Raw genomic sequence first — 25,678 nt, 5'->3', positions numbered from 1 at the left:
TGTGTCGATAATCGTGCCGACATGTATCCCCGCGGCGATCAGGTCGTGCGCCGTCCGCCAGCCGTCATTGTTGTTTGTCAGAACAGTGATGTCATTGCCGACGGCGACGGCAAAGCGGTTGGTGTATTCACGGACAGCACCCCCCAGCATGATTCCCGGCCGGTCATTATGGCCAAATGCGATGGGGCGTTCGATCGAGCCGGCAGCGAGGATCGCCCGCTTCGAGTAGATCCGCCAGAGCACCTGCCGGGGCTTGCCGCCGGGGTCCTTGAGATGATCGGCTACCCGCTCAAGCGCGCCATAGACGCCGTGATCATAGGTGCCGTATACGCATGTCCGCGGCATTAAACGGACGTTTTCCATCGCGGAGAGCTCTTCTGTGATCTCATTGGCCCAGGCCGCCGACGTTTTGCCGTCAATAAGGTCGGTTTCGGCGTTGAGCCTGCCGCCGAAAATGAAATCCTGCTCGGCGAGGATGACGCTGAGCCCGGCCCGGCCCGCCGCCAGTGCCGCGATCAGCCCGGCTGCCCCGCCCCCGATTACAAGCAGCTCACAGTGGCGGTACCCTTTGTCATAACGTGCCGGGTCGGCCTCGCCTGACAGTGCGCCCAGCCCGGCGGCGCGGCGGATCATCGGCTCATAGAATTTCTCCCAGAATGATGCCGGCCACATGAAGGTCTTGTAATAAAACCCTGCCCCCAGGAACGGTGCGGCAAGATCATTCATGGCCATCAGATCAAAGTTGAGGCTGCCGACATGGTTCTGGCTGGATGCTTCAAGCCCGTCATAAAGCTCTGCCACTGTGGCACGGACATTAGGGTCCCGGCCGGCACCGCTGCCGATGGTGACGAGAGCGTTCGGCTCCTCGGAGCCGGCAGTAAGGATGCCGCGCGGACGGTGGTATTTGAAGCTCCGCCCCACCATGTGAGTGCCATTGGCAAGCAACGCGGAGGCGAGAGTGTCACCGCCGTGACCGGCCATGGTCTTCCCGTTAAAGCTGAATTTGAGGATCCTGCTGCGGTCAATCAGCCCGCCCGTGATGCGGAAATCAGTTTTCACCCATCCCTCCGCTTGATGTCGCTGGCGAGCGTAACGCTGAGCACCTCATGGGTGACGGTATCGCGCGCCACAACGAGCCAGGAACGGTCGCCCTGCTCGTGATACCAGAGTTCATGATGCGTGCCGGCCGGGTTTTTGCGCAGGTGGATGTAGTCATGGAACGCATCAAGCAGGGCCTGGCCGGGCTGGCCCGGGGCTGAGGCGTCCGGGCGCATCATCGCTGCGGCATCACCAAGAACGGTGAATTCAGCGGCATCGCGCGGGCCGAGAAGAGGGTGGTTGATAATCATCCCGTCGCCCCCTTAATGCAGATTGGGCTGAGCGCCAGCCCCGTTTTCACTGAGAACGGCACCGGTGCGGAACCTGTTCAGTTTATAGGCGGCGGCATTTTCATGGCTCTCGCCCGTGGCAAGAAGATGGGCGAAGCAAAAGCCGGAAGCCGGGGTGGCCTTAAAGCCGCCGTAGCACCAGCCGCAATTGAGGTAGAGCCCTTCGGTCGGCGTGCGGTCAATGATCGGTGAGCCGTCCATCGACATATCCATCACCCCGCCCCATATGCGCAGCACCTTTGCCTTGCCGATGGCCGGCATCAGCGCCATGCCGCTCTCGCAGATATGTTCGACGGTCGGAAGGTTGCCGCGCTGTGCATAGCTGTTATAGCCGTCAAGATCGCCGCCGAAGACAAGGCCGCCCTTATCCGACTGGCTTATATAGAAATGCCCGGCCCCATAGGTTATCACCCCGGGGATGATCGGCTTGAGCCCTTCGGAAACGAAAGCCTGAAGCACATGGCTTTCAATCGGCAGGCGAAGTCCGGCAGCCTGCATCACGCGGCTGGTGGAGCCGGCCACCGCGACCCCGACCTTGTTCGCCCGGATCTCCCCGCGGGCGGTGTTAACGCCCTTGCAGGTGCCGCCCTCCATGATAAAGCCTGTCACTTCACAATTCTGGATGATGTCGATGCCGCGGCTGTCCGCAGCGCGGGCATAACCCCAGGCGACGGCATCATGGCGGGCAGTACCGCCGCGCCGCTGCAGCAGCCCGCCCTGAATGGGAAAGCGGGCATTATCAAAATCAAGGAAAGGGTAGAGCGCGCGGACACCGTCCTTATCAAGCAGCTCGGCATCGGCGCCGTTAAGGCGCATGGCATTGCCGCGCCGGGCATAGGCATCCTCCTGGCTGTCGTTATGGCAGAGATTGAGCACGCCGCGCTGGGAGACCATGGCGTTGTAATTGATGTCCTGCTCAAGCCCCTCCCAGAGTTTCAGTGACATCTCATAGAAGGGCTCATTGCCGTCAAGCAGGTAGTTTGACCTGATGATGGTGGTGTTGCGGCCGACATTGCCCGAGCCGAGATAGCCTTTCTCAAGCACCGCCACATTCGTTATTCCATATCGGCTGGCGAGATACCACGCCGTTGAAAGCCCGTGGCCGCCGGCGCCGATAATGATGATGTCCTATTCCGGTTTGGGTTCGGGCTCCCGCCATACGGGCTTCCAGTCCATATTGCCGGATAGTGCCTGACCGATTACTGAGAAAACAGAATATCGCATTAGAAACTATCCATTGACCTTACATGTTGCTGATTGCGGAAAATGCGTATTTTTCCGGAACGGGCATGGGCTATACTGGACAAGAAATGCGCAGGTTGTAAACCCTTTTCGTTGGCATGGCCCTCTGTGATGTGTGAGGGCGGTGTGTTGGAGATTCAATTCCCTCCGGGCCCGCCATGCGGTTTTGCCGTTTAGGGTATCCAGGATACAGTCTGGTATGGTTTCAGTGTTTCGGTGGGGCTGATTGGCTTCAGCTTTTGGAATGCCGGAAAGACATCAGGCGCGTTTTCCGGGTCTTCCCGTTGAGCCTATGGGCGTCAGGCTTTCACATAATCTTGATTTGCAGGACACCAGGTCGCGGATTGCCTTCGCGAAGGCAATCCGCATCGTTTAACCTAGTTGGAGATCGTCATTCCGACACGTTCAATTGTATCCTTGAACGTCTCATACTGGTTTTTGACAAACTCACGTGTTGGTTTGGGTTTCAAAACCTGAGGAATTGAACCCAGGCCTTTCGTCAGTTTAAGCCAGGCTCTGTCCTTGCTGAGAGTCTCAAGAACGCCCACCCATTTGTCGACGACTTCATCCGGCAGATTTTTTGGACCCCAGACCCCTGTCCAGCCCAAAATGGCTTCCATTTCGGGTTCTCCGACTTCGGCAAATGTCGGCACGTCCGGAACCGATGCAACGCGTTCCGGCGTTGTCAAAGCCAGCGCCCGCAATTTACCGCCCTGTATGCCGCCAATGACGCCTGACAGGTTCTGGAAAAAGACGTCGACGTGGTTGCCAGTCAATGCAGTAGCGGCAGCGCCGCCACCTTTAAAAGGCACATGGGTCAATGCATCCTGGTCGAGTCCCAGTTTATCGAGAAAAACGACCATGCCTAAATGCGGCAATGTCCCCACACCGGCAGATGAGTAGCTGATTTTCTCGCCGGCCTTAATTGCCTTGATCAGATCATCATAGGTCTTAAAACGCGATTCAGCATTAACGGTCAAAGCAAATGGATTTAACTCAATCAGGCCGAGAAAGGTGAAATCATCCCATTTGTATGGGATGTTCGGATTCAAGGCTGGCACGGCCGCCTGCGACCCGACCCGTGCCATAAGCAGGGTGTACCCATCCGGTTTCGACTTGGTCACAAATGCAGATCCGGTGACACCTGATGCACCCGTACGGTTGACGACCAGAATATTACTGCCCAGGGATGCGGTTGCGGTAGATGACATGATGCGTGCGGCCAGGTCAGCGGCACCACCGGGGCCATAAGGCACAACAAGCGTGACTGGTTTATCGGGGTATTCCGCTCTCGCGACAGACGAAAGGCCGGAAAAGGCCACTGCTATGGACAGCGCCATAATTACTAGTTTAATCATGTGTTTCATATTTTCCTCCGTTTGGTATTGTCTACTCTGTTTGGATTGAGTTCGCGCGCACGGCGAGTTTGAATATTTTATGTTTTTCGAGTGGCTTCTTGACAATACAACCAACATCTTATTTAGTTTGCTCCAGAAAGCAACTAATATTCCTTAGCGAAAATTGATGATTCCTACCTGCAACTCACAACACAACCGGAATGAAAATTGTCAGAAAGGCGATAATGTTGTGTGCAAGTCATGACTGATACAGGCCGATTCGATTTTTTCCTGGGGGTGGGCATCTTCTGTCTTGGAGTGTTGGGTCTCCTTGTCATTGTGCCCTTGGGCGTTGTGGTGCCTGATGGCATCAATGTGAGAGCTTTGAAGCCCAGTTTCTGGCCGAATATAATTTTCACGGTGATCTGCCTCACCGGCATCGCAGTTGCCGGGAAGTCAGTCCGGCGACACAAAAAACACAAATCGGCAAACCGCAAGACCGGAACGTCTCGCACTAAAGGCGTATCCAAGTCGAGAGATTTGGATTTTGGCCCGGCCATGTTTCGTGCCGGCGTTATCGTTTGTGTGTTGCTGGGGGTTTATTTCGGCATAGGATTTTTGGGAATTCCGTTTACAGGCATGCTATCCTTGGTCTTTCTCATGATTTTCGCCGGTGAAAGGCGCCTCCATGTGGTGGCCCCGATTGCGGTCATCGTTCCGGTATTGCTTTATGCATTCTTTTACTATGTCGCAAGTGTGCCCATTCCGCTTGGAATTTTTGAAGTGCTGCTATGAGAGGCAGGCCCGGCCATGTTGATTGAAGACCTGTTTGTTTCCTTTGAGCTGTTTTTCAGCTTTCAGAACATATTTGCCATCTTTATCGGGGTGGTGATCGGAACGATTACAGGTGCCATTCCCGGAATGACAACGGTCATGGGCGTTGCCCTGGCGCTGCCGTTCACCTTCTCTCTGCCGCCGGTGACCGGTATTCTCCTGCTGCTTGGCATATACAAAGGCGGCCTCTACGGGGGATCCATCACGGCCATCCTGCTCAAGGCACCCGGGACGCCTGCGGCATCATGCACGGTACTGGATGGGTTTCCCATGGCCCAGCGGGGGGAGGGGCAGCGCGCGCTGGATATCGCGCTTTATTCGTCTTGCGTTGCCGATTTCATCTCCAACATCTCCCTGATCCTTCTGACAGGTTTTCTGGCAACATATGCGCTTCGTTTCGGGCCGCCAGAGTTCGCGACGCTGATCATATTCTCCCTCACCATCATTGCCGGTGTATCGGGAGATGATCTGGCGCGCGGGATCTTCGCGGCTTGCGCGGGGCTGATCCTGGCGACTGTCGGCCTCGACATCATTTATGGGACCGACCGGTTTATTTTTGGTGAATATGAACTTCTTGCCGGCGTCAACTTCATCCCTGTTCTTATAGGCCTGTTTGCGCTGCCGGAGATCATCAACTACTACACAAAGAAAGCAGACGGCAGGGACAAGGTAAAACAGCTCGGCCAGAAGGGGGCCAGCTTTGCGGATTTCCGCAAATGCCTGAAATCGATCATACGCGGCAGTGTCATCGGCGTCATCTTGGGCGTTATCCCGGGCATAGGCGGTGCGCCTTCGGCGTTTCTGTCCTACAGCGAGGCGAAGCGGACCTCCAAGAACAAGGATAACTTCGGCAAAGGTGAGATCGAAGGCGTTGCTGCGGCAGAAGCCGGCAATAACGGCGTTGCAGGCTCGACGATGATTCCCCTGATTGCGCTGGGTGTGCCGGGCGATGTCGTGACGGCGATCATTCTGGGTGCGTTCATGATCCATGGACTCCAGCCGGGACCGGTGATGTTTTCCCAGAACCTGACGATCGTCTATGCAATCTTCATCGGCATCCTGTTCAGTTCGTTCTTCCTGTTTCTTGTCGGTAAGGGGTCAATCCGGACGATAAGCAAATTGTCGAATATATCGAATGATATTCTGTATCCGGTGGTTCTTGTGCTGTGTATTTTCGGTGCCTATGCCATCAACAACAATACGTTTGACATACTGGTGATGGCTTTGATGAGCATATTCGGTTTTTTACTGCTCCGACTCAAAATTCCGGCGGCGCCGTTTCTGATCGCTTTCATTCTCGGCCCGCTATTGGAGGACAGTTTCCGCCAGTCGCTTCTTTTGTCCCGCGGCGACTACCAGATCTTCTTCAGATCATACATCTGTATCGTCTTCTGGGCGCTAACCGCGCTGTCATTCACGTTTTTGATTTTGGGGCAGTTTCGCGTGAACCCCAAGATCAAGAATCTGAAGACCTGACTATCGGATAATCCTCCAGTCGCTTTATGAAGGAAGGATGCGATCCTATGAAAAGAAATGCGCCGGCTAACGTGAAAGACCTTGGAAAGAAACTGTTTTCCTATGCCGCAATTTCCGACACGCATGTCAATCATGGGGAGCGTGAAACCAATTCCGTCTATCCGGTAAACGCTTTGCATAACGGGCGTTTTCGTCATGTTGTTCGTGAACTGAATCAGAATGCTGATATCGAGTTTGTGATTCATATGGGTGATTTGGTCCATCCCGTGCCCGCCATACCGGATTTGTTCAAGGCAGCCTGCGAATGCTTCAAAGATATTGCCTCAGAATTAAAATGCCCGATGCATGTTATGCCGGGGAACCATGATGTCGGTGACAAATTGAACAACTGGACGCCGGCGATTTGTGTGGCTGATGAGTACCTTCAGGCCTTTTGCGAGCAATTCGGTGAGGATTACCACGCCTTTGAGCATAAAGGCGTTCATTTCATTTTATTGAACACGCAACTGATCAACTCCGGACTGGACGCCGAGGCAGAGCAGAGCAGCTGGCTGGAGGGGTATTTTGAGCAACACAAAGGCCAGCGTTTTGTATTTCACAGCCATTATCCTGTGTATCTTGGCCTGCGTGACGAGGGATCGCATTACGATAATGTGGATGAACCCGGGCGAACCTGGTTGCTGAATTTACTGGAAAAATATCAGGTCGAACTCCTCTTCACGGCCCATGCTCATACCTTCTGGTATCACCGGTTTGCGGGTGCCGATGTCTACGCCATGCCGTCGACCGCGTGCATTCGGCAGGATTACAGTGAAATCCTGCGGACGCCACCCGATCCTGACATGGAAGGGGGGCGGAACGACCAGCCCAAACACGGCTATCTGCTGGTCGATATCTACGAGAGGGGTCATCTGTGCCACATGATCCGCACATACGGGGCTGTGGTGGACCCGGACGTGCCGCATGCCAAGGCCGTGGAACGGGTGCGGCAAGTTCACCCCTTGGAAAACCAGCGTGTCCGACTGGGTTTTGACATGCGCCAGGACTGGATGGAGTTCGTGCAGATACCTCCCAGCGGCGGGCCGGATGAATTTAATCGGAAGGCGGCACGCAATGACTATCCGCTGTTATCCCTGTGGGAGATGGGCGCCCGGCGACTTCGCATCCCCAGGATTGACCTGACAGAGCCCGCCCGCCGCGAGCGCTTGCGCGCCCTGCTTGGTCACGGCCATGAATTCGTGCTTTACACTTTCGAGCTGCCGGATCCGGCATTTTTGGAAATCCTGACCGAGAATGCCGACCTGCTGGCCGGGTTGGAAGTCATATGCCGGTGGTCTGATCTTGATAAGGTGGCCGGGCAGATCGCACCTGTCCGTGCGAAAACAGGCATTCCGGTATACTTGTCAGTGCTACGGGGTAAAGAAGAGCAGGATAATTCCAGTGGCAAATATGTCCATGCGCTCAATCATGGTTTTCTACCGTCTGAAAAGGCGAAAGTTACCGAGGCGGCCGATAATCCACATGTTGACGGCCTGGTGTTCCGGCTGGGCGGGGCCGATCCGGTTTGGGAGAATGTGACTGCCGCTGCCGCCATTTGCGCTGATCTGGGAGTTGAATCCTCAATCAATCTGCGGATGTCCTCGGTCAATCCGGCCGAATTTGTCAAAGATGAACTTTGGGCTGCCAACAGAATCGCAGAGGCTGTTCTCGCCTCTTCGGTTCAGACTAGGCCAAATGTGATTGCCGATACTTTAGCGGACTTTGACCGCGGCTTCTTCCGCCGCTATGGAATGATTGATCGTCTCTGCAATCCCCGGCTCGGTTTCCATGTTGTCCGTCACTTCAACGGTGCCATTAACATGAATCTCGATACGTTTTCAGATTTTGAAGTGGCAGAGTCGGATGCGGGGAGAACCATCCGCATGACCGGTGGTAATAAAGTGGCGGATCTGATTTTACCCAATCAGGGCGCTCGTCTAAAAGACCTGATATCCGAGGGGGACGGCGGGAAAATAAAATCCTGCCTGAATTTGGCCACCGGGATCATCTCGGATGACACGCCCGCCCTGCCGGATGCACCGGTTATCGTTTTATACTGAAATTAAGCCCCTGATTCTGCCTTGACGGCAAATTCCTGCCCGATAAGGGTCCGCGATAAGGGGATGTGTTCCGGTTAAGCGAAGGACGCGTCACTCCCCGCTATCCGGTGTCGCCGGGGCCACGTAAGGGAACCGGGCGCGTGCTTTCGTTTCGGCAGCACCTGCGTTGCGGATATAACGGCTGTCATCATCATGGCGCACCAGATGGACATATGTCGGATCCCCCCCGGTCGCTGCATGAATAAGCAATCGCCGCTTCTGGCTGTCACTGATCTGATGATAAAGCGCGTCAGGATCCCAGCGATCAAACAAAATCTCAGATAATTCGGTTTCAATTTGAGCGGAATCGGAGCTGCCAATAAGGTTGTGTTGTTCGTTCGGATCGGCGTCAAGGTTGTAGAGAAGCTGGTCCTTCCCCTCAAGCCACATGAGCTTCCAGTTGCCTTTCCTGACCATCCGGCTTGGCCCGGTAGAACCATCAGCGGCAAATTCTGAGATCGCAACATCGGTAAGTGAGCTGCAATCGCCATTTAAAGCCGGTGCCAGCGATGTGCCGTCACACGGAGTCGCGTAATCCGTGAAAGTTTTGCCGGCGGCCAGGTCAAGAAGCGTGGGCATCAGATCGATGAGCGATACGTTCTGCCTGACCCGCGCGGGCGAGAACCGGCCGGCGGCGGCAACAATAAAAGGTACACGCGCCGCCCATTCAAAGAAATGCTGCTTGAACCACATCCCGCGTTCACCCATCATCTCGCCATGGTCCGATGTGAGGATGACGATCGTGTTTTCGACAAGTCCGGTCTCATGCAATACATGCATCAACTGGCCGATCTTATCGTCGATATATGAGATCATCCCGTAATAGCCGTGGCGTGCCATGCGGCGATGTTCTTTTGTCACGGTGAATAAATGACGGGCCTGACAGTAGTGCAGATTGCGGCTGAGATGATCCATCTCATTTTCTTCAAGCGGCGGGGTGGCAACATCTTCAATACTGTCATGATCGTAGCGGTCCCAATACTCCTGTCCGATAACAAAGGGTGAATGCGGGCTTGTGAAAGAGACTGACAGTAAAAAGGGCTGATTCTGGCTCTGGCGCGCCAAATCATAAAGCGCCTGGACACCGCAATAGGCCACTTCGTCATCATAGTCCATTTGAAGGGTTCGTACGGCCGGACCGCTCTCAAGGACCGGGGCCATCGTCAGATTCGTTGGACGAAACTCGCGTCCTTGGGACCAATCAACCGTCCAGGCGAAATTGGCAGGATAGATTTCTGTTGTATGGCGCCTATGATATCCGTGCAGCTGGTCGGGGCCGACAAAATGCATCTTTCCGGACAATTCCGTGCGATACCCCATGGTGCGGAGATAATGGGCAAATGTTGGAATGCCTGCGTGAAATTCACTTGCGTTGTCATACATGCCGATTGAGAACGGCATCCGGCCCGAATGCATCGATGCGCGGGAAGGCCCGCACATGGGAAGGTTGCAATAGCAATTCTCGAATACAACCCCGGTATCCGCCAGCTTGCGCATATGGGGGTCCTTCACGGTTGAATTGCCATAAGATGAAAGGGCGCTCGCTGCGAGTTGATCGGCCTGAATGAAGAGAAAATTAGGTGCGCTGGTGTTCATCTCACTAATATTACTGTCTTTACCGTGCATATCTGATTAATCCCTGCTGATTACTCTTGATTGTGATTATTTTGCCTGATGCGGTATTTCTCAGTCCATTATATGTCCGATGAAAGGGCTTCGCAAAGCAGAACTGATGTATAATCCTGATATGCCGCCAGTCCGGACATAACGGCATAAGCCGATAAGCAATAACAGATCAGTCAGGATTGATCGGTGGCACCTGATTTGTCCAGGTCTCCTGTGAGCTGATATGCGCCGGATTTAAACCGCAGGATGTCGTGAGTGACTGATGCAATCGCCGCAACGCTGATGAGAACTCCTGAGATCGGCACAATGGCGATGGCATATTTCTTGGGCATGTAGTTCGGCTTAAAGACGATCCCCCCGTCCTCCCATGCGAAGTGCCACATCTCCCAGTATTTTCCGCCCATGGTGGATACCGCTTCCATGCCGTAGATGATCATCACGAAGCTGAGGGCAAAGATGACAATTGTCCAGAACTGTTTAATCGCGAATGCCGCCTTAAGGGGCAGCCATGAATAGACAAGATCCAGCGCGATATGATTCTTGTCGCGCACCGTCAATGCCAGTGCGAAGAAGACCAGCCAGATGTTGCTGAGCACGGTCAGAAGATCACCCCATACGGGTGGATTCTCGAAGACATATCGCATCACGACGGTGTAGACCGTGAAGACGACCATCAACAGCAAAAGGATGGCGCAGAAGGCTGTCAGGATTTTTTTCACCATACGGTCAATAAAAACGATAGCGTTCAGCATGTGTCTTCTCCCCGGCTGCCGGTCGGGCCGCGCATGTCATTTATTTGCCGGCGTAAATATGAAATAAGGCTGCCCATCAGCTTGAAAACCCGAAGACGCGCGGGAGAAACATCGTGATGTCCGGTGCGATGATCAGCACGAATAAAAGCCCGAATAACGCAACAAGATAGGGCAGCATCGCAATTGCCACTTTTTCCAGACGCACTTCCGCTATGGCCCCTGCGGTGAAGAACGCCACGCCGACCGGGGGTGTCACGGACCCAATCAGAAAGCCCACCACGACAACAAGAGCTGCCTGGACGTCTTGATACCCCGCCTGCACCATGACATCAACCAGCACAGGACCTGCAACGATGATATTCGCCGCCGAATCCATAACCATGCCGAGCAGACAGATGAACAGAACCAGCACGAGTGCGAAAAGGAGTGGGTTGTAGGTATAGCTGAGCAGCCACTGTTCCAGTTGCGTGATCGCGCCGAGGGATGTCAGCAGCCAGCTGAACGGCCCCGATGCGGCGATGATGATAAAGACCATCGCTGAGTTCCTGAAGGCCCGGACAAAAGCGTTTTTGCAATTGTTCCATGTGATCGTGCGATAAATGAAAAGTCCCACACAAAGGGCAATTGTCGCGGTGAGGGCTCCCGCCTCAACCACGCCGGCGATGCCGAAAACGACCGAGCCAACGAGCACGATGGGGATGAGGAGGGCAAAGGAGGATTTATAACCGACGATGGCGATTGCCTTCAGGCTGAAGGGCTCCTCGCTGCGTTCAAAGTTGTTACGGCGGGCGATGAAGTAGTTGATGATCATCAGCAATATGCCGATCATGATGCCCGGTATGATTCCGCCCGCGAAAAGCGCGCCCACGGATATGCCGCCGGCGTTCGCCAGAACGATCATCATGATTGAAGGGGGGATGATTCCGCCGATGGTGGAGCTGACCGCGGTGATCGCCGCGGCAAAGGCCGGCGGATAACCCGACTTTTTCATCGCCGGCACAAGCAGGGAGCCGACAGTGGCGGTATCTGCGACAACCGAGCCGTTCATGCCGGCAAAGAACATGCTGACCAGCACATTCGCCTGTGCCATGCTTCCCCGCATCCGGCCAATGATGCGCTTGCTCAGTTCAACCAGCCTGTCGGTGATCGTGGCGCTGGTCATCAGCTCGCCGGTCAGCATGAAGAACGGAATTGCTGTCAGCGGCACCGAGTCGATGGCGCTGAACATCTGACTGGGGATCAGGATCATCGGGGCAGCGCCGGTAAAGAGAATGTACACGGTCGGAATCAAAATCATAATGAAACCGACTGGCGCACCGAGCATGATCATCAGTACAAGAATTAACAGAAGAACAACGCTTTCCATTGATGGTTTGTCCTTCTGCGACTGTTGATGATGAAGTCAGATACAAACACGGATAATGGTGCGAAACAAGGAGTTTCGCACCATTATCCGATTGATGATAAGACCGGAATGTTACAGGGCGCCGGCTTTTTCAAGCTGAGCGATGAAACCGGTCATGCCCTGTTCTTCAAGGACACGGCGGGCCGTGGCAGGATCGTAGCTGCCTTTGGCATTCAGCCATGCGTCAATTGCGCCGGCACGCCAGAGTGTCAGCTCTTTTTCTGACGGTACATACCATTCCTTGATCGAAGCCTTGATTTCCTTCTCACCGGCTTCGACCCATTCGCGGTCAAGGTCCTGCACCTTCTGGCCAAAGGCCTTCGCGGCTGTGTGAAGCCACTCTTTCTCCTGATCGGTCAGCGCATCGTATTGACGCTTGTCTATGGACAACTGGTTGCCGGACCATGAGCCGCCGATTTCCGTGAAGTATTCTGCAACTTCGTGCAGTTTGGCGACATGCTGCCAAGGCGTTGCGACGTATTGCCCGGAGACAACACCGGTTTGCAGCCCCTGATACAACTGGCCCCAGTCATACGGCACGGGCACGGCACCCCAGTTCTTGACCAGCGTGTATTCGATCGGGCTTTTTGTGACGCGCCATTTGATGCCTTTCATGTCCGCAGGGACATGGACCGGGCCATGCGCATTGCCCAGCTGGCGGAAGCCGCCGCTGGAATAGACCGTCAGGCAGACATGGCCGGATTCTTCGGCGGCGATGTCACACTGTTTTTTGGCCAGCCAATCGGATGAAATTCGGTCTGCATCTTCAATGCTCTTGAAAATGTATGGCAGATCGAAAATCGCAAGCGATGTGCCAAAGTTGCCAAAATTGGCGGTTGAACTTGTCCACAGCGCCAAAAGCCCCTGATTGGCCTGCTCGCCGCAGGTCTGTTCACTACAAAGGGATTTCCGGTAATGCGGCTCAATCGTCATTTTACCACCGGATACCTTCTCGAGGGTCGGAATCAACGCCTGATCAATGGCATCGCCAATCGGCATTCCCTTGAATCCGACGGTCCCCAGTTTGAGGACCTTCTCGGCAGCAGCAGGCTGAATAAACAGCATCACTGCCGAGGCGATGCAGAGCGCCTTCAATACGGATTTTATCCTTTTCATCATTTTTCTCTCCCATTTCACTAGTTTCTGACATCCATCATTGATAGCACCTTTCCTCAAAGGAAAGTGACAGATGACTTGAAAAAAGAGGACAGATGGGGTTGCCGCCGATACGCTCAGGCCGTATTGGTAATATTCTGACCTGCAAACCGGGAGGCAATCGCAAGCGGGATCATGCTCAGTTCGACCACGCCAAGGTTCTTGAAACGCCCTGAGTCGTCAGGCTTAAGCCTGAGGGATCAGATCTGCGAAGTGGTCAGCGAAGCCATCATGTCCGGGTCCCTGGCGCATGACCGCCCCCTGCCGTCCTGCCGGGAGCTTGCGAAGCAATTCGGCGTCTCCCGGAATACCGTATTCGCGGCCTATAACCGCCTGATGGATCTCGAATTACTGATATCGCATGACAGGTCGGGATATTTCGTTAATCCGCACATGTCGGGTTTGCAGGCCCAGAGAAATGACAGCCACATTTCAGATGGCGGCACCATACCGTGTCCGGTCAGTTTCCCGTCAAGCAACCTGATGCCCATCGCGAATCCGCTGGACTGGAACGCTTACCCTTACCCTTTCATTTACAATCAGATCGATCCGGATCTCTTTCCCGTCGATAGCTGGCGCGAGTGCACAAGGCAGGTCCTGGGGCGGAACAAGATGCAGACCTGGACCAGCGATTCCGTCGAAAGTGACAGCCCGCAGCTTGTGCAGCAACTGCGCCGGCGGCTTCTCAATACCCGGGGCATCTATGCGGATGAGGATGAAATCCTGATCACCCTTGGCTCGCAGAACGCGTTGTTCATCCTTGGATCGATTTTCTCGCGGCTTGGCCTGCCGATTGCGCTCGAGGATCCCGGGTTTTTTGGCGCGCATAACGCCTTTCGGTTTGTTGGAAGCAAAATGATCGGCGTCCCCATCGATGGCGACGGCATCATTCCCTCGGCAATTCCGGAGGATTGCAAGCTGGTTTTCACAACGCCGAGTCATCAGTTTCCGACCATGATCACGATGAGCATGAACCGCCGTGAGGAGTTGCTTGAAGCGGCAGTTGCCAGGGATTTTCTGATCATTGAGGATGATTACGAAGCTGAGATGAACTACGTCTCCAGCGTATCGCCCTCAATGCGCTCGATGGACAAGGCGGGGCGTGTAATCTATGTCGGCAGTTTGTCAAAAACCGTTTCCCCCGGAATCAGGCTGGGATTTATTGTTGCCCACAGGGACATCATACGGGAGGCGCGCATTGCCCGGGGTGTGATGCTGCGACATCCGCCCACAATCGTGCAGGAAATCGTCGCGCTGTTCTTTCGGCTTGGTCACTATGACGCCCATCTTCGCAATCTGGAGCGATGCTACCAGACGCGCTGGCATGCGATGGATAATGCCCTAACCAAGCATCTCGGGATGCTGCAACGTGCCCAGTCAGAGGGCGGCACGTCATTTTGGCTGACCGGACCGGATGGATTTGACGCTTCCGAACTGGCCGTGCGCCTGCGCACCAGAGGTGTTCTGGTGGACAGGGGGCAGGATTATTACCTCAAAGGTGACAACCGTAGCAGTTTCAGGCTTGGGTTTGCCTTCGTGCCGGTCGCAAAACTGGAAGAGGGCGTCAAAATAATCGCCGAGGAAGTGCAGGCGCTCCTGTGATATTCGGAATGAATTTAAAAGTCATCTGTCCCTTCAAAAGACAACACCTGTCTCTCGTTTATGAAACCGCTCTTCGGTTATCTAGGTCAATCGGTATTGTCGCCCGTGACGTGTTCAATAAAAACAAGGAGTCTGCCGCATGTTAGACCGCATCGGTACCAGAGAGAACCTGACGCCGTTTGAATTCAACGTCCCCAATGATGTCCTGACGGATATCAGGAATCGTGTTGCCGCCTATCCCTGGCACGAGATGCCCGATGACGGCGGCTGGGACTATGGCGCCAACATGGAATACATGCAGGAACTGTGCGCTTATTGGGTCGATGGATTTGACTGGCGCGCGCAAGAGGCGCATCTGAACAGTTTTTCACATTTCACGACAGCCGTTGATGGCATCGATATGCACTTCATTTATGAGGAAGGCAGTGGCAGCAATCCGATGCCGTTGATGATCAGTCACGGCTGGCCAGGTTCGGTCGCAGAGTTTTTCGGGATCATTGAACCCCTGGCGCATCCCGAGCGGTTCGGCGGCGATGTTGAGGACGCCTTCACCGTCGTTGCCCCCTCGCTGCCGGGGTTCGCGTTTTCCGGACGGCCACCGAGGCCGTACGGCCCCCGGAAGATGGCGTCGGTGATAAACACCCTGATGACCGATGCCCTTGGTTTTGACAGCTACCTTGCACAGGGCGGGGACTGGGGCGGTGCCGTATGCTCATGGCTGGGTTATGATCATGCACCGGCCTGTTTGGCCATCCACATCAATGTCTTGACCATGCGCCACCCCGATGGCCCGCAGACGCCTGAGGAAAAAGTCTGGGAGGAGCAGTTCGATCGCGATCAGATCATGCAGGATGGATACCGGACACAGCAGGCGACCCGGCCGCAGACATTGAGCTATGCCATGATGGACAGCCCGGTTGGCATCGCCGCCTGGCTGGTCGAAAAGTTTCATGACTGGTCAGATGTGAAGGTCGGAGAGATCGAGGCTGCGCATTCCAAGGATGATCTGCTGACCAATATCATGATTTATATTACAACCCGATGCTTTAACTCAGCGTCATGGATTTACTACGGCCGCCGTGAAGAGGGCGGAAGAATCCTGTCACCGGAAGGCAAGCGGGTTGAAGTGCCGACTGGATGTGCGGTGTTTCCCGCGGAGATGCTGAACTGGCCCCCCCGTTCTTACGCTGAGAGAATATACAATATCCATCAATGGACCGAGATGCCGCGCGGGGGCCATTTCGCGGCGATGGAAGAGCCGGAACTGTTGCTGGAGGACATCAGGGCCTTCGCCCGCAGGTTGCGGTAATCCGGTGAAAACAATCTGAAGAATCAGAAAATTTGATGTGATCCGTCACGGCCCATGGAAGACGACCCGATGTTCCGGCGCGGTCGCATCCCCGGTATTTATTTTCCGTCGCTTTGATCTTCGGCAAGGTTGATCCAGATGGTCTTTGTTTCGGTGTATTGGTCATGGGCCTGCAAGGAGTTGTCCTTCCCGCCGAAACCGGACAACTTATAGCCCCCGAACGGGGTGGTGATATCGCCTTCGCTATAGCAATTCACTGAAACCGTTCCCGCCTCCAGTTGTCTGGCATAGTTGTGCGCACGCGCAACATCGGAAGTGAAGAGGGAGGCCTGTAACCCGTAGGTGGTCTGGTTAGCTAGCGCTAACGCCTCCTCATCACTGGCGACCGGCATGATCCCCAGGACAGGGCCAAAGACTTCCTCGATGGCGATGGGCATATCCGGTTTCACACCGTCAAAGACGGTTGGTGAGATGAACAACCCGTCCCCGTCCACAATAGGCTCGCCGCCGACAAGAAGCGAGCCACCCTTATTCTTGGCGCCATTGATGAAGTCCATGATTTTGTCAAATTGCTCTTTCGACACGATGGCGCCGAGTGCGTTCTTGGGGTCGAGCGGGTCGCCGGTGTTCCAGTCTTTGATCCGTTCCATGACCTTCGCCAACAGGTCGGCATGGAGGGATTTATGAACGATGAGGCGGGAATTGGCCGTGCAGTTCTGGCCCATATTCCAGCAGGCGGAAAACACCACATGCTCTGCGATCTGATCAAGGTGTTTGGCATCACTGAGCACCACCGCAGGATTCTTGCCACCGCATTCCAGCGTGATCCGCTTGAGGTTGGACTTGGAGGAATATTCGAGGAACAGGCGGCCGACTTCTGTTGAGCCGGTGAAAGATATAACATCGACATCCGGGTGGAGGCCGAGCGCCTGTCCGGCCTGCTCACCAAGTCCCGGCAGGACCTGCAACACCCCTTCGGGAATGCCGGCTTCCAAGGCGAGTTCCGCGACTTTAAGGGCGGTCATGCTGGTCAGTTCTGCGGGTTTGACAATGACGCTGTTTCCGCCTGCCAGGGCCGGGCCAATCTTCCAAGCCAGCATCATCAGGGGGAAGTTCCACGGGAGCACACATCCAACCACACCTGAAGGTTCACGAATGATCATCCCGACGGCATTTCCGTCCGACGGCGACATCTGGTCATACAGCTTGTCAGCCGCCTCGGCGTGCCATAAAAGGCACTGCACCGTTTCAGGCAGATCAATCTCAAGGCAATCCTTGATGGGCTTGCCGCCTTCAAGGCTTTCAAGGACGGCAAGGCTGTCGCTGTGTTGTCCTATCAGTTTGGCGAGTTTGATCAAGACCGCCTTTCGCTCGGAAGGGTGTTTCTTTGACCAGCTTCCGCTCCTGAAGGACTTGCGCGCCTTCTCGACGGCCAAATCGACATCAGCCGCATCACAGGCTGAAACATCGGTCAGCACTTCGCCGGTTGCAGGGTTGATGGTTGAAAATCTTTTTCCGGATTTTGCCTCAGTAAATTTTCCATCGATGAATGCGGTGTTTGGTAACACCAGTTTATCGGCGATTGACTGAACTTCGGCCCTGTTTGACAAGTTTGACATGATTCTTTTCCTCACTGTTACGGTGACTATTTAGGATTTATTTTGAATTGTCCACACCCATTCGTAAGTTGCAAGCCAGCCAAGAGATCAAATTGACCTGCACGGGAAAGGAAGGATCTGAGCCTTATGTTGGTATAGCTGCTTACACAATAGCAGCTTGGCTAAAGAGGCATCTGGTTTCCAAATTTTGTCTGAAGACGTCGAGATGATCCGGCGCTCATAATTACTTCGATGCGATAGTTATCTGTTGAACAGTTTATCCGGCAGCCACAGTGCTATCTCCGGATAAATGGTGATTATGGTTGCGGCCACGCACATGAGGATAAAAAACGGTGCCGCTGCAATCGCAATACGGAATATCGGTGTTCCTGTTAATCCCTGAATGATAAAGAGGTTGAATCCTATCGGCGGGGTGATCTGGGCCAGTTCAACCATGATCACAAGAAAGATGCCGAACCAGATCGGATCAAATCCACTGGCCAGTATCAGCGGCAGTGTTATGGGCAGACTCATGACCGTAATCGATATTCCTTCAAGGAAAAGTCCAAGCAGAATATAAAAAATCGCCAAAACAAAAATCAACTCATATGGCGATAATTCCATTTTGGCAATGGTCGTCGCGACATCCTGCGGCACATGCAGATATGCCATGCTGGTGGAAAGAAACGCGGCTGCCAGAAGGATTGAGGCAATCATGCACGATGTCCGCACTGAAGCCATGAGACTGTCAAAGAGGACTTCACGGGTGAGCTGCCGCGTGAGAAGGGCCAAAACCAATGTCGCTGTCACCCCTACCGCTCCGGCTTCCGACGGTGTGGCGAAGCCTGAATAAATAGCGCCGAGAACAATGAATATGAGCAGGCCGATAGGAATAAGATTTATCAGCCCCATGCCGATGTCCCGAAGACTTGGCCGGCTTTCCCTGGCGGGCGTGAGTGAAGGGTTCAGCAGGCTCCGGAACATGATGAAACCGGAATAAAGAGTGACAATCAGCAGCCCGGGGTAGACTCCGGCGGCAAACAGCCGCGAAATTGAAACTTCGGCCAGAACGCCATAAACGATCAGCACGATGGACGGCGGTATAAGCAGGCCGAGAGATCCTGCGCCGGCAAGCGAGCCGAATGTGAGCGAGGGCGAATACCCGCGCTGCAGCAACTCTGTGGTCGTGATTTTGCCTACGGTGGCTGTCGTTGCGGCACTTGATCCGCTCACGGCGGCAAATAGCGCCGATCCAAGGACGTTCGTATGAAGCAAACGGCCGGGCAGGTGATAAACGAGCGGTGACAGACTGCGGAAAAGCCGGTCCGAAATATCTGTCCTGAACATGAGTTCCCCCATCCAGACAAACATCGGGATCGCGGAAAGCTCCCACGATGTGGCGGAACGGATAATCAGGGGAGCCATGATCGTGCCAATGCGGTGAAAAGGCATGTCGAGCAGAAGGAGCAACCCGCTCACGCTGACAAGGAGAAGCCCGGAGAAAACCCAGACACCCAGCCCCAGATAGAAAATCAGCAGCATCAGGACGATAAAGGCAATATTGAGCGATTCCATCGTATCGTCCCTCCCGCTCCCTAGCCGTTTTCCGATGTGCGGTAGCGTTCAATCTTAACGAGAGCCGTTGTCAGCATCTGCAGGAGGAATATGCACAGACCAATGAAAAAGACACTTTCCACAAGCCAGATCGGTGTCTCGGTAAGTGTCGGGCTTATCGCCCCGCGCTCCCAGTTCCGGTAGAGGCTGCGCCAAACATACCTTGCAAAAAACGTGATTACGGAAAAGGTGAAGGCGATACAAATCAGTTCCACCACCAGACTAAGAAGCCCGGAAATGGCATTTGTCAGAATGTTGACCCGTATCAGCTTGCCCGAGCTGAATGTGTGCCCCAAAGACAGGAAGGTCATTGATGCGATGGCGTAGCCGACAAATTCATCAAGTGAATATGTGGAAGAATCAAACCCGGTTCTTGCGATGATTTCGACCAGTATATGAACGACCATATAGACAAGAAGCGCTGCGGCAATCCATGCCCCTGCCGTGCTCAAACGTGTTGAGAATCTCTCTAGCAATCCAAGCACTGCCACTCCTGCCGGTTCTTCAAGTTGGAAAAAACGGGCAGGAAAGAGATTCCTGCCCGTTATCAGTCAGGCTTAGTTGCGGCGTTTTCTGTATTCATCCAGAATCGACTTGCCTGTGGAGCCGACTTTGGACAACCAGTCCGAGTAAACCGAATCCCCGGCGGCATTGAGTTCACCGAGAAAACCGGCCGGCACTGTTTCAGCTACCGTAATGCCGTTTTTGCGCATGTCCTTGTAATTTTGCTCAACACGCGCAGCAAGCGCAGACCATGCGGTGTCGCTGGCGGCTTCCGATGCCTTTTTGAGTGCCGCCTTTTGTTTTGCGTCCAGCTCATCATAGGAATCTTTGTTAAGATGCGTCATATTCAGCGACATTGAATAATTGATCGCGTTGAAGTGAGTGAGATGCTCCCAGAATTTGGCATTCACCCCGCCTTCAGCAGAAGTCAGCACAGCTTCAATGCCGCCGGACGACAGTTGCGGGACGACATCCGCCCAGCTCATCTGCACAGAGGCGGCACCTGCCGTTTTAAGCGTGCTTGTGCCGCTGGCATCCCAAGCGCGGATCTTCAGCCCCTTCAGCTGAGAGGAGGAGAGAACGGGCTTCTTTGACCAAATTCCGGCCGGAGGCCATGGCGATGCATAGAGAAGCACCTGATTGTGCTTGGCAAAGACTTTCTCATAATGAGGTCTGGCAACCTCCCAGAGAAGTTTTGCATCTTCCGCTGAGCCAACGAGGAACGGAAGCGATGAAAGCAGAAAAAGCGGTTCGATACCGGCGACCTGCCCCATGGATGTATTGGCGATGGGAAGCGCCCCGTCACCGACTGCATCGAAATGTTCCTTGGATTTATAGCCGATTGAGCCGCCAAAATGATTGGTCACAACGACGGAGCCGCCCGATTCCTTCTTCAAAGTGTCAGCGAAGACCTTCTGGCCCTGACCGTGAATTGAGCTTTCCTGATATTCATTCGCCATATCCCATTTGACTGTGGCCGATGACGCCGCCGAGCTGAAAGCCAGCACCGTTGCGGCCGAAATCACGAGTGATTTTAGCAATATGTTCATGATTACCTCCCTTAAGTGGATCTGCTTCTATTCTGACTGCAATGGATAGTGTTTTGCAAGAAATTCATGACTGAATTTCCCCGACCTCCTGTCTTCCTCCCGATTTTCCGCTGACCGGTTATCGGGCGGGCCGTAGCCTCCGGCCCCCGGTGTTTCCATGCAGACACAGCTGTCACCGTCAATTTTGATGCTGCCTGTCTTTGAGGCAAGTTTTCGCTGATTCCCGCCGGTTTCAACAATATAGAACGACCCCGATGCGCCGGGCCCGCCTCCGAACACACCCCAGGGCTGATGCCGAAAGCGCTCCCCGACGCCGTTGAACTCGCAAATATGCCCGATCGGCCTGATGGTGCGGCGTATCCCCATACCGCCCCGATACTCGCCCGCACCGCCGGAATCCTCGATGAGCGCATAGGCTTCAACACGCAAAGGATATTCCATTTCAATCGCTTCAACAGGAAGATTGGATGTATTGGTTATATTGACCTGGACACCGTCTTTGCCATCCTTTGTCGCTCTTGCGCCCATGCCCCCGCCGAGGGTTTCAAGATAGACGTAGCGCCGGTTTGTTTCAGGATCAACGCCGGCAAACACGGCACTGGTATTGGCGCCGTTGGCGGCGGCAATGATGCGGTCTGGCAGCACATCGGCAAAGGCGCCAATGACAACATCAACAACCCGCTGGCAGGTATTGGCCCTGAGGGCCACGCCTGCGGGTGAAACACAATTAAGGAAGGATCCGCTTGGCACCGTGATATCGATGGCCTGGAAAATTCCGCTGTTATTAGGCATTTCGGGATCCAGCAGGGCTTTCAGGGAATAACACACCGCCGACTGGGTCGCATTGAAGGTCAGATTGAAATTTCCCGGAACCTGCGGGCTGCTCCCGGAAAAATCGAACAGGATCTTTTTGCCTTTCTTTGTGATTGTCACGGCGATCCTGATGTCGAGGGTGCCGATCCCGTCATCATCCATCATGTCTTCAAAATCATAAATGCCGTCAGGGAGGGCTTTGATCGCACTTTCCATGCGAAGACGCGACCGGTTGAGGATTGCAGTAAAAATGCCCTCAAGATACGCCGCCCCGTGCTGCGCAATGATATCGGCAAGCCTTGATGCGCCAAGCCTGCAAGCCGCGATCTGCGCATTCAAATCTCCTTTGCGTTCATCCGGCAGCCGCATGTTGAGCAGCAAAATGCGCAGGATGGCATCATCAACCACGCCCTGCCTGTAGAGTTTGACAATCGGGATGCGCAGACCTTCCTTGTAGATTTCATCCAGCCCGCCTGACATCGAACCGGCCATGGCGCCGCCGACATCGGCGTGGTGAACGATATTGGCGATGAATCCAATCAGGCGGCCGTCGCTGAAGACGGGTGTCGCCATATTAATGTCTGGCAGATGCGTTCCCCCGGCGGCATGGGGGTCATTGGAGATGAAAATATCACCTTCCGCGATATCACCTTCATAATGTTTGAGAATATGGGCAACCAGACCGGCCATGGAAGCAAGATGAATGGGCAGGGCATGCTCCGCCTGGGTAATCAGGTTCCCCGAGGCATCGGTGATGGCCGTGGAATGATCATGGCGTTCCTTGACGTTCGTTGAAAACGCACTCCGCATCAGGGTGATGAAGCATTCATCGGCGATGGAGTTCAGGTTGTTCCACAGTATTTCCAGCGCGATCGGATCAGGTTCGTGTTGCGTCATCGGGTAATCTCCAAAATCAGGTTCTCCTGTTCATCCACATGCATTTTGCACCAGGGCGGCATGAGGGTTGTGGCATCCGTCTGCGTAAATATTGCCGCGCCTTTGAGGGTAAAGCCGGGAATCAGTGAGGCGCGGTCATAGACAGGTGTTTTTACGGGATCGTCCGGGTCAAACCAGACGTCCCGGTGCCCTATGGGTTCAGGTGCGGCTGATTTTTTTTCTTTCAGAATCGCTAATTCGGGCAGCGTGGCGATGGCCTGAAGACGAATATTGACAATCTCAACCGCCGCCTGAGCGTCATGATGGCCGTAACTTCTTTCATGAGATTCAAAAAAGAGCTGTTTCAGGGAGTCCGGATCAGGAAACTCCGGCGAGGCCAGCATATCGCCCGCCGGCACGGATAATTCATAATTCTGGCCGATATATCGCATATCGACCTGAAGCATGAGGGCCTGAGAAGTGCTGCCGGCCCCTTCATCGTCAAACCATGGCATGGCTTTTTCTGCAAGCTCCGCCAGCACCTCTTTTACCGGCTTAAGGTCACCGTTGAGCGGCGTTCGCTTTGTTGCAACGAAGCTTTCCTTCAGGTCTGCTACGATGAGCCCTTCGGCGCAGAGTATCCCGGGCGATCTCGGGATCAGGATGGTTTTCATCAACAGGGACTCCGCGACATCACAGGCATGCAAGCCGCCGGCACCGCCAAAGGGCATCAGCGCAAAGTTCCTGGGGTCATGACCGCGTTCAACCGTCACAGCGCGTATAGCCCTTGTCATATTTGAGTTCACGATCCCAATGATGCCGAGTGCGGTGGCTTCCATTGACTTGCCCAGATGCTCGGCAAGCGGCGCGATGGCGGCGACGGCCTTGCTTCGGTCCAAAGCCAGCCCGCCTCCGACCAGTTGTTCCGGAAGCCTGCCTAAAATAAGATTTGCGTCTGAGACCGTCGGCTCTGTTCCGCCATGCCCGTAACATGCTGGACCGGGGATTGCGCCGGCGCTGTTGGGGCCGACTTTCATCAGCCCGTCTATGCCAATATGGGCAATGGACCCCCCTCCGGCCCCGACAGTATTGATGTCAACCATGGGCAGGCGAATGCGAAATCCGGAAATATCGCGCATATTGGCAATATCGGCCCTGCCGTTCCGGATCACGCAGACGTCTGTGCTCGTCCCTCCCATATCAAGGGTGATGACATCTCCGATATCGGCTTTGGCAGAGCATTTCGCCGCCCCGACAACTCCGGCTGCCGGCCCCGAAAGTGCCATGCGAACAGGAAATTGCGATGCCCGTTCAACCGAGGTTAACCCGCCACTTGACTGAAATATCCCCAGTTTGCCACCTGGCGCATCCACGGTGATGCCAACCTTCAGGTTCTCCATATACCGGCTTACCTCCGGCTGAAGGTAGGCATTGATAACAGCGGTGGAAAACCTCTCATATTCACGGAATTCCGGATGCACCTCACTTGACAGTGACACCATCATATCAGGCATGGCCGCTCGAATGGCGGCTCCCATGCGTTGTTCATGCTCCGGATTCAGAAAAGAGAAGAGCAGGCAGACCGCAATGCCGTCCAGATCATCAAGAGCGCGCACGGCCTGAATGACCCGTTCAATTTCATCGTCATCCAAAGGGGTAATCACATCGCCTTTTGGCCCGATGCGTTCATCAATCTCAAATCGCCGGTGACGGGGTATCAGCGGCGGCGGCGCGTCAATTTGCAGATCATAGACCTTTGGCCTGACTTGGCGGCCGATTTCCAAAAGGTCCCGAAAGCCGCTGGTGGTTATAAGTGCCAGCCGGCCGCCCTTACGCTGCAGAAGAGCGTTTGTCGCAACCGTTGTACCATGGGCTATCCGTGTTACCGCTGCGCCGTCTGCGGAAATCATTTCAAGCAACTCCCTGAAACCTTCAATGATCGCCCGTGAGGGGTCCTCCGGAGTCGATGGCCTTTTGTGGATAAACGCCTGTCCTGTGCTGTCGTCACGAATGGAAAAATCCGTAAACGTACCCCCAACATCAACTCCCAGAACCCAAGACATCCGGTTTACAAGCCCATCATATTATTCAATCATCATTACTGATCATGGTAGCACTTCTGCTGCGAAACAGGCCAGAACGGCAGCGCAACTTGCCCCGCAAAGCTGACCCACCCCGACTTTAACACCAATAATGACAATTTTGCCAACAACGAAAGTATGTTAGCAACGAAAGTATTATTTCAATTCCACTAGAGGTATGGTTAAGTTGCAGTGTGAAGGCTAGTCAACGCTTGAGGGGGTTGCATTACCTGTTTTAGAGTTTAATCACACAAGTTGTTCTGCCGGCACTTTTTACCGGTGTGACCTGATGGAGGCAGCATATGAGCGTAACCACAATGCGGCGTGACCGCACCAACATTGACCATTACGATGACCGTGTCGATCTGGCATGCGCCTTTCGGTGGGCCGTGAAGTATAATCTGCATGAAGCCGTTGCCAATCATTTCAGTCTTGCCGTCAATGAAGACGGCAGCCGGTTTCTGATGAACCCGAACCAGCGCCACTTCTCACGGATACGCGCGAGCGACCTGTTGCTGATTGACGTCAATGATCCGCCGGCCATGGAAGATGACGATGCGCCTGATCCGACGGCATGGGGTCTGCATGGGGCCGTTCATCGTCATTGCCCCCATGCGCGCTGTGTCATGCACACCCATGCCACCCATGCCACCGTGCTGGCCTCACTTGCCGATAGCAGGCTTCCGGCCATCGACCAGAACACGGCGATGTTCCATGACCGTGTTGTTATCGATGAGGATTATGGCGGGCTGGCTTTTGAAGAGGAAGGTGAGCGCTGCGCCGGGATGCTTTCCGATCCGAAGAAAAAGGTGATGATCATGGGCAATCACGGGGTGCTGGTAATAGGCTCATCCGCCGCCGATGCCTTCAACCGCCTGT

At 54.4% G+C, this 25,678-nt stretch carries 19 protein-coding genes and 1 pseudogene; 6 read left to right on the top strand and 14 right to left on the bottom strand.

What is annotated here, in order from left to right; translation table 11 throughout:
* The 4 genes and pseudogenes from V6Z81_06960 to V6Z81_06945 form a co-directional block, all read right to left on the bottom strand.
* Positions 1-1,059 (bottom strand): 2Fe-2S iron-sulfur cluster-binding protein (locus V6Z81_06960; GenBank protein ID MEG9862226.1); only part of this gene is annotated, 1,059 nt, incomplete at its 3' end.
* Positions 1,056-1,349 carry a sarcosine oxidase subunit delta gene (locus tag V6Z81_06955; protein MEG9862225.1) on the bottom strand — a complete coding sequence of 98 codons (294 nt, stop codon included), beginning with the start codon at positions 1,347-1,349 and terminating at the stop codon, positions 1,056-1,058. The genes V6Z81_06955 and V6Z81_06960, both read right to left, overlap by 4 nt.
* A 12-nt stretch (positions 1,350-1,361) precedes the next feature.
* Positions 1,362-2,612, bottom strand: a pseudogene (locus tag V6Z81_06950) (sarcosine oxidase subunit beta family protein).
* A gap of 395 nt (positions 2,613-3,007) precedes the next feature.
* Positions 3,008-3,997, bottom strand: a complete 990-nt coding sequence (locus V6Z81_06945; protein MEG9862224.1) for a tripartite tricarboxylate transporter substrate binding protein — start codon at positions 3,995-3,997, stop codon at positions 3,008-3,010.
* 231 nt (positions 3,998-4,228) lie between these two features.
* Here V6Z81_06945 and V6Z81_06940 point away from each other — a divergent pair, with 231 nt between their 5' ends.
* From V6Z81_06940 to V6Z81_06930, 3 genes are read left to right on the top strand one after another with little or no spacing between them, the layout of a single operon-like run.
* Positions 4,229-4,762 carry a tripartite tricarboxylate transporter TctB family protein gene (locus V6Z81_06940; GenBank protein ID MEG9862223.1) on the top strand — a complete coding sequence of 178 codons (534 nt, stop codon included), beginning with the start codon at positions 4,229-4,231 and terminating at the stop codon, positions 4,760-4,762.
* Between the two features lie 15 nt (positions 4,763-4,777).
* Positions 4,778-6,277: a tripartite tricarboxylate transporter permease gene (locus V6Z81_06935; protein MEG9862222.1), complete on the top strand. Its 1,500-nt coding sequence runs from the start codon at positions 4,778-4,780 to the stop codon at positions 6,275-6,277.
* 47 nt (positions 6,278-6,324) lie between these two features.
* Entirely contained in the window at positions 6,325-8,376 is a 2,052-nt protein-coding gene (locus tag V6Z81_06930; GenBank protein ID MEG9862221.1) for a metallophosphoesterase, read from the top strand.
* A 90-nt stretch (positions 8,377-8,466) separates the two neighbouring features.
* On the opposite strand, the gene betC is transcribed toward V6Z81_06930, so the two are convergent.
* From betC to V6Z81_06910, 4 genes are all read right to left on the bottom strand, one after another.
* Positions 8,467-10,041 (bottom strand): choline-sulfatase, encoded by a 1,575-nt coding sequence (gene betC, locus V6Z81_06925; GenBank protein ID MEG9862220.1) that lies wholly within the window; start codon positions 10,039-10,041, stop codon positions 8,467-8,469.
* Positions 10,042-10,214: 173 nt separating this feature from the next.
* On the bottom strand, positions 10,215-10,793 hold the full coding sequence (locus tag V6Z81_06920; GenBank protein MEG9862219.1) for a TRAP transporter small permease subunit: 579 nt from the start codon (positions 10,791-10,793) through the stop codon (positions 10,215-10,217).
* A 76-nt stretch (positions 10,794-10,869) separates the two neighbouring features.
* Positions 10,870-12,159: a TRAP transporter large permease gene (locus V6Z81_06915; GenBank protein ID MEG9862218.1), complete on the bottom strand. Its 1,290-nt coding sequence runs from the start codon at positions 12,157-12,159 to the stop codon at positions 10,870-10,872.
* Positions 12,160-12,270: 111 nt separating this feature from the next.
* The gene (locus V6Z81_06910) at positions 12,271-13,317 is read right to left on the bottom strand and encodes a TRAP transporter substrate-binding protein (GenBank protein ID MEG9862217.1); all 1,047 of its coding nucleotides are present in this window, start codon (positions 13,315-13,317) and stop codon (positions 12,271-12,273) included.
* Positions 13,318-13,488: 171 nt separating this feature from the next.
* Between V6Z81_06910 and V6Z81_06905 the strand changes: the two genes are divergently transcribed.
* Together V6Z81_06905 and V6Z81_06900 are read left to right on the top strand one after the other, a co-directional pair.
* Positions 13,489-14,955, top strand: coding sequence for a PLP-dependent aminotransferase family protein (locus tag V6Z81_06905; GenBank protein MEG9862216.1), 1,467 nt, complete (start codon positions 13,489-13,491; stop codon positions 14,953-14,955).
* 139 nt (positions 14,956-15,094) lie between these two features.
* Entirely contained in the window at positions 15,095-16,264 is a 1,170-nt protein-coding gene (locus tag V6Z81_06900; GenBank protein MEG9862215.1) for an epoxide hydrolase family protein, read from the top strand.
* 98 nt (positions 16,265-16,362) lie between these two features.
* Here the strand turns inward: V6Z81_06900 and V6Z81_06895 are convergent, their stop codons facing one another.
* The 6 genes from V6Z81_06895 to V6Z81_06870 form a co-directional block, all read right to left on the bottom strand.
* Positions 16,363-17,883: an aldehyde dehydrogenase gene (locus V6Z81_06895; GenBank protein MEG9862214.1), complete on the bottom strand. Its 1,521-nt coding sequence runs from the start codon at positions 17,881-17,883 to the stop codon at positions 16,363-16,365.
* Between the two features lie 240 nt (positions 17,884-18,123).
* Entirely contained in the window at positions 18,124-19,437 is a 1,314-nt protein-coding gene (locus tag V6Z81_06890; protein MEG9862213.1) for a TRAP transporter large permease subunit, read from the bottom strand.
* 20 nt (positions 19,438-19,457) lie between these two features.
* Positions 19,458-19,961: a TRAP transporter small permease gene (locus tag V6Z81_06885; protein ID MEG9862212.1), complete on the bottom strand. Its 504-nt coding sequence runs from the start codon at positions 19,959-19,961 to the stop codon at positions 19,458-19,460.
* A gap of 72 nt (positions 19,962-20,033) precedes the next feature.
* Positions 20,034-21,029, bottom strand: coding sequence for a TRAP transporter substrate-binding protein (locus V6Z81_06880; GenBank protein MEG9862211.1), 996 nt, complete (start codon positions 21,027-21,029; stop codon positions 20,034-20,036).
* A gap of 27 nt (positions 21,030-21,056) precedes the next feature.
* The gene (locus V6Z81_06875) at positions 21,057-22,739 is read right to left on the bottom strand and encodes a hydantoinase B/oxoprolinase family protein (GenBank protein ID MEG9862210.1); all 1,683 of its coding nucleotides are present in this window, start codon (positions 22,737-22,739) and stop codon (positions 21,057-21,059) included.
* The gene (locus tag V6Z81_06870) at positions 22,736-24,781 is read right to left on the bottom strand and encodes a hydantoinase/oxoprolinase family protein (protein MEG9862209.1); all 2,046 of its coding nucleotides are present in this window, start codon (positions 24,779-24,781) and stop codon (positions 22,736-22,738) included. The genes V6Z81_06875 and V6Z81_06870 overlap by 4 nt, the downstream gene beginning before the upstream one ends.
* Before the next feature lie 320 nt (positions 24,782-25,101).
* Between V6Z81_06870 and V6Z81_06865 the strand changes: the two genes are divergently transcribed.
* Positions 25,102-25,678 (top strand): class II aldolase/adducin family protein (locus V6Z81_06865; GenBank protein MEG9862208.1); only part of this gene is annotated, 577 nt, incomplete at its 3' end.

It is taken from the genome of Parvularculales bacterium (assembly GCA_036881865.1).
Taxonomy (GTDB): domain Bacteria; phylum Pseudomonadota; class Alphaproteobacteria; order JAPOUT01; family JBAJNM01; genus JBAJNM01.
Note: the sequence above shows the minus strand (reverse complement) of the source record. Positions and strands in the feature narration are given on the sequence as shown.

Coding starts and splice junctions, on each gene's coding strand:
- V6Z81_06875 (MEG9862210.1), bottom strand. CDS start 22,739: ATGACGCAACACGAACCTGATCCGATCGCGCTGGAAATACTGTGGAAC.
- V6Z81_06945 (MEG9862224.1), bottom strand. CDS start 3,997: ATGAAACACATGATTAAACTAGTAATTATGGCGCTGTCCATAGCAGTG.
- V6Z81_06905 (MEG9862216.1), top strand. CDS start 13,489: ATGCTCAGTTCGACCACGCCAAGGTTCTTGAAACGCCCTGAGTCGTCA.
- V6Z81_06930 (MEG9862221.1), top strand. CDS start 6,325: ATGAAAAGAAATGCGCCGGCTAACGTGAAAGACCTTGGAAAGAAACTG.
- V6Z81_06935 (MEG9862222.1), top strand. CDS start 4,778: ATGTTGATTGAAGACCTGTTTGTTTCCTTTGAGCTGTTTTTCAGCTTT.
- V6Z81_06920 (MEG9862219.1), bottom strand. CDS start 10,793: ATGCTGAACGCTATCGTTTTTATTGACCGTATGGTGAAAAAAATCCTG.
- V6Z81_06890 (MEG9862213.1), bottom strand. CDS start 19,437: ATGGAATCGCTCAATATTGCCTTTATCGTCCTGATGCTGCTGATTTTC.
- V6Z81_06870 (MEG9862209.1), bottom strand. CDS start 24,781: ATGTCTTGGGTTCTGGGAGTTGATGTTGGGGGTACGTTTACGGATTTT.
- V6Z81_06955 (MEG9862225.1), bottom strand. CDS start 1,349: ATGATTATCAACCACCCTCTTCTCGGCCCGCGCGATGCCGCTGAATTC.
- V6Z81_06880 (MEG9862211.1), bottom strand. CDS start 21,029: ATGAACATATTGCTAAAATCACTCGTGATTTCGGCCGCAACGGTGCTG.
- V6Z81_06895 (MEG9862214.1), bottom strand. CDS start 17,883: ATGTCAAACTTGTCAAACAGGGCCGAAGTTCAGTCAATCGCCGATAAA.
- V6Z81_06900 (MEG9862215.1), top strand. CDS start 15,095: ATGTTAGACCGCATCGGTACCAGAGAGAACCTGACGCCGTTTGAATTC.
- V6Z81_06910 (MEG9862217.1), bottom strand. CDS start 13,317: ATGATGAAAAGGATAAAATCCGTATTGAAGGCGCTCTGCATCGCCTCG.
- V6Z81_06915 (MEG9862218.1), bottom strand. CDS start 12,159: ATGGAAAGCGTTGTTCTTCTGTTAATTCTTGTACTGATGATCATGCTC.
- V6Z81_06940 (MEG9862223.1), top strand. CDS start 4,229: ATGACTGATACAGGCCGATTCGATTTTTTCCTGGGGGTGGGCATCTTC.
- betC (MEG9862220.1), bottom strand. CDS start 10,041: ATGCACGGTAAAGACAGTAATATTAGTGAGATGAACACCAGCGCACCT.